Origin of the sequence: Bradyrhizobium sp. YR681, assembly GCF_000282615.1 — a bacterium.
Taxonomy (GTDB): Bacteria; Pseudomonadota; Alphaproteobacteria; order Rhizobiales; family Xanthobacteraceae; genus Bradyrhizobium.
The window spans coordinates 24,029-34,317 of the sequence record NZ_AKIY01000029.1 but is presented as its reverse complement, the minus strand read 5'-3'; the positions used below and the strand labels follow the sequence as shown (position 1 = coordinate 34,317).

Genomic DNA, 10,289 nt, shown 5'->3' with positions numbered 1-10,289 from the left:
GGGGGGGGGGGGGGAGCCACTGCGATTTCAGGTTCTCGCGGCTCGCGCAGGATGAGAAGACCGAGAGCTAACCGGCGCCCGCAATGCCGGATAGGTGCAGCGAGTGGCTCCATTTCCGTCACCCTGAGGTGGCCGCTCCTTCAGCGGCCCTCGAAGGGCGACGGCCCGGCTGTGGATCTCGGCCGTTCATCCTTCGAGGCTCCGCATGCGATGCCTTCGCATCGCCTGCCTCGCACCTCAGGATGACGGATCAAGTTCCAGCGGTCTCGGGAAGCTGCTACGGCCGCCATGATGACACCCTACACCTGTTTTGCCCGACGCGTCAAATGGAATTCGAAAAATCAGCAATTGCGCGACGTGTCGCCCTCAAGCCGTTGATTTCGCTGGTCCCGGCTACTGTGCATGGGGTTGTTTTCGCATTTTGTGTTTTGACGGCTGCTTACTCCGCCGCTTTTTCCCTTAAGCGCTGCGCATAGACGTTGATGATCAGCGCCGCCAGCAGGATCAGGCCGCGGATCAGGATCTTCAGGAAGCTGTCGATGTTGACGTGGTCGAGGCCGTTGTTGAGGACACCGAGCACGAACAGGCCGACGATGGTGTTGCCGATGCCGCCGCGGCCGCCGAACAGGCTGGTGCCGCCGACCACGACGGCGGCGATGGAGTCGAGCAGATAGGTGTCGAACTCGTTCTGCTGCGCGCTGCCGAAATGGGCGACACCCAGCATGCCGCCGATGCCGGAGCACACCGCCGAGATCACCATGACGCTGCCCAGGATGAGCTTGACGTTGAGGCCGGAATATTCGGCCGCCTCGCGGTTGCCGCCGACCATATAGACGTAGCGGCCGAAGCGCGTGTAGGTCAGCACCAGATGGCCGCCGAGCAGCATGATGGCGGCGACGATGACGATCCAGGGGATGCCGCCGATCGATCCGGAGCCGAGCGTCGTGATCACATCAGGCACCTTGTAGGCGATCTGGCCGCGCACCAGCAGGGCCGAAATGCCGGCCGCGATCTGCATCATCGCCAGCGTCATGATGAAGGAGGGGATGCCGATCACGGTCAGCCCCAGCGCATTGACGAGCCCCAGAGCCGCGCAGAGCAGGATGGCGAGCAGGATCGCGGCGGCGCCGGGCAGCGGGATGTTGGGAATGTTGACGTAGGATTCCTGCATCGTGAAATAGGCGACCGCGATGCCGGTGACGTTGGCGATGCCGGCGATGGAGAGGTCGATCTCGGCGCACAGGATCACGAAGGTAAGGCCGACGGCGATGATGCCGGTGACGGACACCTGCGTCAGGATGTTGCCGAGATTGTCGAGCGTTGCGAAGGAGGGGCTGGCGAGCGCGAAGAAGCCGGAGAGGAAGATCAGCGTCAGGAACGGCGCGATGTTGCGCATCTGCGAGCGCAGGAAGGGTGCGAGGCCGCGCGCCCGCGCACCCGCCGCTGGAACCGTTTCACTGCTCGCCATGGTGCTTCTCCGTCACGCCGCTTCCAGCAGGCGGTCCTTGCTGACCGGCTCGTTCGAAAATTCCCGCACCAATGCGCCGCGCTTGAGCACGAGGATGCGGTCGGCCAGCGACAGCACCGTCTCCGGCTCGGTGGAGAGCACGATGATCGCGAGGCCTTTTGTGCGGAGATCGCGGACGATGTTGATGACGTCGTTCTTGGCGCCGACATCCATGCCGCGGGTCGGCTCGCACAGCACCAGCAGCTTGGGCGGATAGGTCAGCCATTTTGCCAGCGCAACCTTCTGCTGGTTGCCGCCCGAGAGCATGCCGAGATCGAGCCCGACCACCGGCGGCCGGATCTGCAACTGCTCGACCTGCCGCTGGGCGATCTCGCGCTCCTGCGCCGGCTTGAGCAGCAGGGTGGAGATGCGGTCTAGAATGCTGATCGAGATGTTCTTGTAGACCGGCTCCTGGTGGAACAGCATGTCGCGCCGGCTCTCCGGAACCAGCGCCACGCCGGCCCGCCGCGCCGCCGCCGTGCTGGCGAAGGTCTTTGGCTTGCCCTCGACGACCAGCGTGCCGCCGTCGGGCTTCAGCTTGCCAAAGAGAATACGCGACAGCTCCTGCTGGCCGCAGCCCATGAAGCCGTAGATGCCGAGCACCTCGCCGGCGCGGGCCTCGAAGGAGATGTCCTTCAGGCTGCGCGCCAGTGAGAGCTGATCGACCTTCAGGATGACGGAGCTGTCGCTCGGCTGGGGAAGCATCAGATCGTCGCTGTAGCTGTGCTCGAGCGCCTCGCCGCCGCGACCGATCATGGCCTCGATGAGCGCACCCTTGCTGGTCGCGGCGCTCGCAGTCTCGGCGACCTTCCGGCCGTTGCGGAACACGGTCACCGTGTCGGACACGCGAAGAATGTCCTCGATGAAATGCGAGATGAAGACGATGGCGGTGCCTTCTTCGCGCAGCCGCCGCAGGGTCGCGAAGAGACGCTCGACCTCGGGCGGGGAGAGCGCAGAGGTCGGCTCGTCCAGGATGACGATGCGGGCGCCGGAGAACAGTACGCGGGCGATCTCGATCAGCTGCTGCAGCCCGATCGGGAGATCGCCGAGCCTCGTCATCGGATCGACGTCGATGCCGAAGCGGGCGAGCTGCTCGCCGGCCTCCCGCGCCATGCGCCGCCACTGCACCAGGCCGAGGGCGTTGGTCGGCTGGTTGCCGAGGAACACGTTCTCCGCGACCGTGAGGTCGGGTGCAACAGAGAGCTCCTGATGCACCATGGCGATGCCGGCCGCACGCGCATCGCGCGCCGAGCGGAAATGCGTCTCCTTGCCGTCGATCAGGAAGCGGCCGGAGAATTCGCTGTGCACACCGGCGATGATCTTCATCAGCGTGCTTTTGCCGGCGCCGTTCTCGCCGACGAGACCGTGGATCTCGCCGGGGGAGAGCGCGAAGTCGACACCACGAAGTGCTTCGACGCCGCCGAAGCTCTTCGTGATGCCCTGGAGTTCCAGGATGGGCGAATGATCCTCTCGCATGGAGGCTCAGATCAGGAAGTGATCCTGCATCCACTGCATCCCGGCGGCGTTGGCCTTGGTCACGACAGGGCCGTCGGTGACGACGTTCTTCGGGATGCCCTGGCCGCTCTTCTCGCCGCCGACCACGGCGGAGACGCCCGCGATGATCGCGCCGCCATGGATGCGGCAGGACGGATTGCGGACGGTCGCGAACATGCGGCCCTCGCTCACCGCCTGGATCGCCGGCGGCATGGCATCGACGCCGCCGATCAGGATGTTGGTGCGGCCGCGCGCCTTCATGATGTTGGCCGCGGCAAGCGCCATGTCGTCATTGTGGAAGAACGCCGCGTCGATCTGCGGATACTTCGTCAGGTAGGTTTCCCAGAGCCGCGCGGTCTTGGAGACGTCCCAGTCGGCCGGCTGGGTGTCGAGCACCTCGATCCCGGGGAATTGCTTGACGACGTTGTTGAAGCCTTTCGCGCGTCCCTGCGCCCCGGTATGGCCGAGCGCGCCTTGCGTCATGATGATCTTGCCCTTGCCGCCCATGGCGTTGCACAGCGCCTGCGTCACCGAGGCGCCCATGAACTCGTTGTCGGGGGCGAGGAAGGAGTGGACGTTGATCTGGTCGAGCGGCGCAATCAAGGTGTCCATGTCGATGACGGGCGTGCCGGCGTCGATCATCTTCTGCACCGGCTGGGTGAGGGTGCCGATGCCGAAGGCCTGGATCGCGACAAAGTCCCATTTCTGCGAGGCCATGTTGTCGATCGCCGCGCGTTGCTTCACCGCATCGAGCTGGCCGTCGAACCAGGTCACTTCCACATTGAACAACTTGCCCCAGAATTCCGCCGCCTGCTTGCCCTGCGCGCACCATGTCGCCTGGAGGCCTGCATTGGAGAATGCCGCCTTCAACGGCTTCTCGCTGCGTCCGACTTCGGCGGCCATTGCGGGGTTTATGCCCATGCTGCCGAGAAGGGCAGCCCCGGCGCCGGCGGTCGCTGCCGCCTGAAGAAGATCGCGCCTCGTCGTCGAGAAATCTTTCGTCCCGGACATCGCTCGCTCCCATGTACTTTTTGTCGGCGCGTCATTGCTTGCGCGTCCGATCGGCGAAAGTCTCTCACAAGAGTTGTTGTCACTCAATCTGCAATCAGCCGCGGGATCGCCGCAGCCCGTGTTGGTGCAGCGCAAAGCGTCAAGCCGGGACGGCGGCGAAGGCCTCGATCTCGACGAGCAGTTGGTCCCAAGCCTGCGCGATCTCCGGCGACCATTCGTCGGCGATCAGCGCGCGCAGCGTATCCCTGATGACCGCGAAGAAAGCGATGAACAGGTCGCGCGGCGTGCCGTAGCCATCGTGCGAGGCGACCTCGCAGGCAATCAGCCGGAAATGACCAGTGCGTGGCCCAGCGAAATCCAGGATCGCCTCGATCGTCAGCGCCAGCATCGATCCCATCACGGGTTCGCTGCCTTGCGAGCGGAACATCGCTTTCGCTTCGGGATGCCGGTCGAACAGACGCTGGTAAACGAGCGGCGTGATATCCGCGCAGCGTGAAGCCGCGATCTCAAAGCTCTGTTCGATTAAATTGGGAGAAGCATTCATTGGCGCTTCAGCCACGCGGACAAAAAAAGAGCGGGGCCCTAGCCCCGCTCGAAAATTGTGTCGACCCTATTATCCCCGATTCTAAGATTTGCTCTTGATTGACGGGGCGACGCTGCGTTTTGCGCGCCAGGGGCTCCTCCCGAGACTTGGACCACCAGACTTCGACCTCGCGGTCACGCCTGAGCAAGAGGGATGCTAGATCAACTTTTCTCACTTGTCATCATTTTCGGCAACGATTGTTCAAAATAACAGCAGTCCGCGAAATGATCGGGCTTTTAGCCATGTAAGCATATGACAAATATAAGAAATCTGTGGATGGTTGGGGCGGTCGCGCTGCCTCAAATGCCGATCCCGGCGCCGGGGTGGGGCGCTCCGACCACAGTTTTCGAGAAATTTGCGCTGCGCCAAGCGGGCGGCGGAACCGACCTCGACTCGGGCCCCGGCGGGGTGTTTAGTTAGCGCACGAACGAATGGCTCGGCGAATGCGCGCACGGCTGCAAAAATTCCTGCCTCTGGTCCTGCTCGCGTTGGCGATGCAGGTGCTGGCGCCGATTGCCGCCTGTCTGGCGGCCGGCAAGGCCGTGGCCGATCCGCTCTCTGCCGCAATCATCTGCCACAGTGCGAGCGAGCAGGGCGACCAGACCGGCTCGCCGACCGCACATGGTGCGGCATGCGCGCTCTGCTGTCTGGCGCAGGCGGGCGCCTCGCTCGATTCGCCGCCGCACACCGCGTTGGCGATTCCTTTCCGCCACGCCGAGCGCGTGGTGTGGTACGCGGCGGATCCATCAGCCGTCCCCTTCCGTAAGGGCTCAAGCCCCCAGGCACGCGCGCCTCCTCGATTCTCCTGACGACCCTCAGTGTCGCCGCGGTCCGTCCGCAGGCGATTGATGCCGTCGAATGGCCGGAGAGAGAGCCGGTGTCAGGAATGCCCCATGTTGAATTGTCATGCCCGCCGCGGCGTGAGCATTGTTGCGGTTCAGGCCGCACTGCTCGCGTCGTCGGGCGAAGCCTTTGCCCAAAGCAGCACGACTGCGCTTCCCCCGGTGACCGTCGAGGCGCTGCGCGATGCACGTCCCAAGCCGACAACCCGGCCGGCGCGACATCGCTCTGCTGCGGCAACCCGGCCGGCGAGGCCCGTCGCAGGGAACATCAGCGCGAGCGCGCCTGCCCCAAACGGGGGGACGACCGCCGGCGCGGTGCGAGATGGTCTCAATCAGGCGCCGGCCGGCCAGACCGCGACCACCATCGACCGCAGCCAGTTCGACAACCGCCCCGCGTTCTCGGTCAGTGATGTCCTGCGGGACAGTCCGGGCATTTCGATCAAGCAGGGAAATGGCCCGCGCGATTTCGGCATCTCGATTCGCGGCTCCAATGCGAGGAACGGCTTCGGCATCCGCAATCTCGTGATCTTCGACGATGGTTTTCCAGTGACACAGCCGGACGGCCTGTCGCGCAGCGACCTGATCGATCCCCACGCCTATGGCGCCATCGACGTCGTCCGCGGCCCTTCGTCAGCGCTCTACGGCAACTACGCGACCGGCGGTGCGCTCAATTTCCGGACTCGGCCGGGCGGCTCGATCGACGGCGTCGAATATGGCGTCGACGGCGGCAGCTACGGCTATCTCAATAATTATCTGGCGGCCGGAAAGAAGGTCGGGAATTTCGAGGGTTCGCTGTTCGCAAGCGACACCCGCGGCGACGGCTATATCGGCAACAGCTGGTTCAATACCCAGACCGTCAACTTCCTCGGCACGCTCAAGGCGACGCCGGACGATCGCTTCACGGTCAAGATCATCAACAACGATCTGAGCACGCGGTTGCCGATCCGGCAGTCGCTGAGCCAATACTATCAAAACCCGTTCCAGCAGGGCTGTGCGACCGGCGTCTCGGCCGCGGCCGGATGCGGCACGGTCACGCTGAACAACAACGGCTTCAACGCGACCGCCGGAACCGACAAGGAGACGGCCGTGCAGGCCGGGCTCGGCCGCAACGACCGCCGCACTATCGTCGGCGGCCGTTGGGAGCACGATTTCGACAACACCACGACCTGGCGCAATCAGTTCGTGTTCGACGACAGGAACATCAGCCAGCCGACCGGCACGACCAGCGCCATCGGAGATTTTCCCTCGTACAATTTCATGAGTGATCTCACCAAGCGCGGCGAGATTTTTGGGATGGAGTCGACTACGTTCTTCGGCGCCTTCTACAACACGCTGACGGCGTCGAGCGATACGTGGGCCGTGATGCCGGGGGGCAATGCAACACTCGGGAGGATCACGAACAACTTGTACAGCGAGACGTCGAATTACGGCGTGCGTGCGCGGGAGGAACTGAGGCTTGCACCATCGCTGGTTGGCGTTATCGGTATCGGCTGGGAGCAGACTGTCCTCAAAGGTGTCAATACGGCCTACAGCTACTCCGGTCCGACGGGGGTTTTGGATCCTCTGAAGATTACAGCTGCGGACAGACAATTCCAGAATACGGCACCCGAACTGGCCCTGCTTTATACCATAAATAGCGAGTGGCTGGTCCGCGGCCGGGTCGCCACGGGATACGGCACGCCGCAGGTTTCGAATCTGTTCGTTTTGCCGGACGGGCGGTCGGGTAACAATACCCAGCTGCAGACCCAGAAGAACCTGGGCTACGATCTCGGTTTCGACTGGACGCCGAACTCCGTGCTCAAGCTGAGTGCGACGGGCTTCTACGAGTTTTTCCGCGACGAGCTCGTATCGCAGGCGACGCCTGCCGGTTCACTAAATACGAGCTACACGTTCAACGCACCGCGTTCGGAGCATCGGGGTATCGAGCTTGCCGCCGACTGGAAATTCCATCCGGGCTGGCGGTTCATGGCGGCGTACACCTATCTCGACGAGGTCTACACCGAGTATGTCGAGAACATCACCAATGGCGCGGTGTTCAGCTTCAATCGGGCCGGCAACAAGATCCCGGGCATCTCGCCCAACGAGCTGACAGCCAGGGTCGGCTACGAGGCGTTCGCCGGGCCGCTGACCGGGCTTGGTGGCTTCGTTGAGGTCCAGTGGAAGGACTCCTTCTACATGGACAATGCAAATCTATTGAAGGCGCCGGGCTATGAGCTGGTCAATTTGAACGTCCACTACAAGACCGATCTCATGTCCGACACTTTCAGATCCCTGAACCTGTTCCTGGAAGTCAGAAACGTGTTCGACCGCACGTATGTCGCGTCGGCGAACAACATCGCCAACACGGTCACGACCGCGGGCCTTCAAAATCCTGCGAGCGTGCTCGCAAACACGACGGGTTCGATCTATGCCGGCTCGCCGCGCGCCTTTGTTGCGGGTATGAAGGTGGCGTTCAAATGATCCGGGCTCTCGAAGGGAATAGGGCCATGGTCCGAAGCGGATTGCTCGGGATAGTTGCTTTCGCCTTGTTGCAAGGCGCTGCCCTCGCGCAGATGCACGGGCAGCATGGCTCCGAAGCCGCGTGTGAGGAGCCGACGCTGCGCTGTGCGACCAAGGCGACGCCGGCATTCGGTCCGGACGGAACGCTGTGGCTGGTCTGGATGGCGGGCGGCCAGGTGTCTGTTGCGAGTTCGCGGGATGCAGGACGAAGCTTTTCGCCCCCCACTCAGGTCACGACGGGGCGGCTGAACCTCGATTGGGGGCCGGATGCAAGGCCGAAGATCGTGGTCGATCGCAAGGGCGGCATCGCGCTCGCATTCTCGATCTTCAGGGACGAGGCCTTCAACGGCCAGGTGCTCTACACGCGCTCGGCCGACGGTGGAAAGAGCTTTGCCGAGCTGAAGCCGATCACCACCAGTAACGAGAGCCAGCGTTTCGAGGCGCTGGCAATCGATCAGGATGGAACGGTGTTTGCGGCGTGGCTGGACAAGCGCAATCGCATTTTTGCGAAGGAAGCGGGACAGAAGTACGAGGGAGCAGGGCTGTTCTTCAGCTCGTCCGGCGACGGCGGCACCACCTACGCAGAAGCAAAACTGGCGCGCGAGGGCACCTGCGAATGCTGCCGGCTGGGGCTGGCATTCGCAGCGCCTAGGCGACCGGCCGTGATCTTCAGGAACATCTTTAGCGGCGGCGTGCGCGATCATGCTGTGATGACCTTCGCCGACCTCACGACTCCCGGCGAAATCCATCGGGTCAGCAACGACGATTGGCAGATCAACGCCTGCCCGCACCATGGGCCAAGCCTGACGGTTGCGCCGAACGGGACCTATCACGTCGCCTGGTACACCAACGGCAAGGCGCGGAAGGGATTGTTCTACGCGCACTCGCGCGACGAAGGCCGCACCTTCTCTGCGCCGATGGCACTGGGACCGCCGGGTCGCAATCCGACGCGTCCCTACGTGCTCGCGGGTCCGGCAGGAACGGTGATGATCTGGAAGGAGTTCGATGGCGAGAAGACGTCGGTCCAGATGACGATCTCTCGTGACGACGGCGAGACGTGGTCGCCGCCGAAGACGATATCGAGCACGACCGACACGTCAGACCATCCCTTGCTCGTTTCCAATGGGCGACAGACCTATCTGTCATGGATGACGAAAGCCGATGGCTATCGTCTTACAGCGATCGAGGATCAACCATGAGACGTCGATTTGCGGGCCTGCTGGGGGCTGGGATCTTGATTGCGTCAGCGGTTGGACTCGGCGCGGCGCCGGCTCTCAAGCCGTTCGAGCGCGGCACTTGGCAATCCCTGCTCAAGGGCCATGCGGGCCGGCCGACGCTGGTGCATTTCTGGGGCGTGACCTGCGGGCCCTGCAAGGTCGAGCTGCCGCTGCTTGGGCAGTTTGCAAAGGAACACCCGGGGATTGACGTGGTCACGATCAGCGCCGATCTCGTGCCGAACCTGCCTGCGGCGACGCAGTCGATGCTCGACAGAGCGGGGCTGTCGTCGGCCGAAAACTTCATCTTCAGCGACGGTTTCGTCGAGCGCTTGAGGTTCGAGATCGATCCTGCCTGGCAGGGCGACATTCCCAGGACAATGCTCATCGCGCGGGACGGTAGCGTTACGACGATCGAAGGTTCGGCCGAGATGGCCGACCTCGAAAAATGGTCGGGCCAGCAGCTCGCCATACACTGAAATCGAATCTGCAAACGGGAAGACCGATATGAAGACGATGCTGAAAGATGTGATGTTCGCCGCGTTCGCTCTTGCGCTCGTGACTGCACCAGCGGCGGCCGAGGACGTCAAGGCGGGCGATCTCGTCATTTCGCAGGCGTGGAGCCGGGCGACGCCGGGCGGCGCCAAGGTCGCGGGCGGCTATCTCACCATCGAGAACAAGGGAACGGCCGCCGACAGGCTGGTCAGCGTCTCCGCCGATATCGCGGGGAAGGCCGAGGTCCACGAGATGGCGATGGACAACGGCGTGATGAAGATGCGCGCGCTCGACAAGGGTCTCGTCATCGATCCCGGCAAGACGGTGAAGCTCGCACCCGGCGGCAATCATTTGATGCTCCAGGAGCTGAAGGGACCGTTCAAGCAGGGTGACAAGGTGCCGATCACGCTTCAGTTCGAAAAGGCCGGCAAGGTCGCGGTCTCGCTCGACGTCCAGGGCGTCGGCGCGCAGGCGCCCGGCGGGGATAGCGGGCATATGATGAAGAAAATGCCTGATCATTCGGGAATGAAGATGTGATGAAACAGATCAAGTCTCCCATGACCTCGCGTCGGAATTTTGCGGGCAATGCTGGGTCTCGGAATTTCGATCTCCGAGGCCGATCATGTCAGCATTGAATCGCCGAT

General features: G+C 63.3%; 9 protein-coding genes. 5 read left to right on the top strand and 4 right to left on the bottom strand.

Annotated features, from left to right (window positions below; all coding sequences use genetic code 11):
• Positions 1 to 439: 439 nt before the first annotated feature.
• From PMI42_RS04850 to PMI42_RS04835, 4 genes are all read right to left on the bottom strand, one after another.
• On the bottom strand, positions 440 to 1,468 hold the full coding sequence (locus PMI42_RS04850) for an ABC transporter permease (RefSeq protein ID WP_008131079.1): 1,029 nt from the start codon (positions 1,466 to 1,468) through the stop codon (positions 440 to 442).
• Between the two features lie 12 nt (positions 1,469 to 1,480).
• Complete coding sequence (locus PMI42_RS04845) at positions 1,481 to 2,983, bottom strand: sugar ABC transporter ATP-binding protein (RefSeq protein ID WP_008131078.1); 1,503 nt, start codon at positions 2,981 to 2,983, stop codon at positions 1,481 to 1,483.
• Between the two features lie 6 nt (positions 2,984 to 2,989).
• On the bottom strand, positions 2,990 to 4,012 hold the full coding sequence (locus PMI42_RS04840) for a sugar ABC transporter substrate-binding protein (protein ID WP_008131077.1): 1,023 nt from the start codon (positions 4,010 to 4,012) through the stop codon (positions 2,990 to 2,992).
• Between the two features lie 139 nt (positions 4,013 to 4,151).
• Entirely contained in the window at positions 4,152 to 4,556 is a 405-nt protein-coding gene (locus PMI42_RS04835; RefSeq protein ID WP_008131076.1) for a globin, read from the bottom strand.
• A 482-nt stretch (positions 4,557 to 5,038) separates the two neighbouring features.
• Between PMI42_RS04835 and PMI42_RS04830 the strand changes: the two genes are divergently transcribed.
• From PMI42_RS04830 to PMI42_RS04810, 5 genes are all read left to right on the top strand, one after another.
• On the top strand, positions 5,039 to 5,404 hold the full coding sequence (locus tag PMI42_RS04830) for a DUF2946 domain-containing protein (protein WP_008131075.1): 366 nt from the start codon (positions 5,039 to 5,041) through the stop codon (positions 5,402 to 5,404).
• An 84-nt stretch (positions 5,405 to 5,488) separates the two neighbouring features.
• A complete protein-coding gene (locus PMI42_RS04825; RefSeq protein WP_008131073.1) occupies positions 5,489 to 7,897 on the top strand; it encodes a TonB-dependent receptor family protein in 2,409 nt (802 codons plus the stop codon).
• 26 nt (positions 7,898 to 7,923) lie between these two features.
• The gene (locus tag PMI42_RS04820) at positions 7,924 to 9,135 is read left to right on the top strand and encodes a sialidase family protein (RefSeq protein ID WP_008131071.1); all 1,212 of its coding nucleotides are present in this window, start codon (positions 7,924 to 7,926) and stop codon (positions 9,133 to 9,135) included.
• Entirely contained in the window at positions 9,132 to 9,629 is a 498-nt protein-coding gene (locus PMI42_RS04815; protein WP_008131070.1) for a TlpA family protein disulfide reductase, read from the top strand. The genes PMI42_RS04820 and PMI42_RS04815 overlap by 4 nt, the downstream gene beginning before the upstream one ends.
• A gap of 28 nt (positions 9,630 to 9,657) precedes the next feature.
• The gene (locus PMI42_RS04810) at positions 9,658 to 10,182 is read left to right on the top strand and encodes a copper chaperone PCu(A)C (RefSeq protein ID WP_008131069.1); all 525 of its coding nucleotides are present in this window, start codon (positions 9,658 to 9,660) and stop codon (positions 10,180 to 10,182) included.
• The last annotated feature ends 107 nt before the right edge of the window (positions 10,183 to 10,289 follow it).

What these genes read in the sequence shown, in the direction of transcription:
- PMI42_RS04835 (WP_008131076.1), bottom strand. Translation starts at nt 4,556, where the DNA reads ATGAATGCTTCTCCCAATTTAATCGAACAGAGCTTTGAGATCGCGGCT.
- PMI42_RS04810 (WP_008131069.1), top strand. Translation starts at nt 9,658, where the DNA reads ATGAAGACGATGCTGAAAGATGTGATGTTCGCCGCGTTCGCTCTTGCG.
- PMI42_RS04830 (WP_008131075.1), top strand. Translation starts at nt 5,039, where the DNA reads ATGCGCGCACGGCTGCAAAAATTCCTGCCTCTGGTCCTGCTCGCGTTG.
- PMI42_RS04815 (WP_008131070.1), top strand. Translation starts at nt 9,132, where the DNA reads ATGAGACGTCGATTTGCGGGCCTGCTGGGGGCTGGGATCTTGATTGCG.
- PMI42_RS04820 (WP_008131071.1), top strand. Translation starts at nt 7,924, where the DNA reads ATGGTCCGAAGCGGATTGCTCGGGATAGTTGCTTTCGCCTTGTTGCAA.
- PMI42_RS04845 (WP_008131078.1), bottom strand. Translation starts at nt 2,983, where the DNA reads ATGCGAGAGGATCATTCGCCCATCCTGGAACTCCAGGGCATCACGAAG.
- PMI42_RS04850 (WP_008131079.1), bottom strand. Translation starts at nt 1,468, where the DNA reads ATGGCGAGCAGTGAAACGGTTCCAGCGGCGGGTGCGCGGGCGCGCGGC.
- PMI42_RS04825 (WP_008131073.1), top strand. Translation starts at nt 5,489, where the DNA reads ATGTTGAATTGTCATGCCCGCCGCGGCGTGAGCATTGTTGCGGTTCAG.
- PMI42_RS04840 (WP_008131077.1), bottom strand. Translation starts at nt 4,012, where the DNA reads ATGTCCGGGACGAAAGATTTCTCGACGACGAGGCGCGATCTTCTTCAG.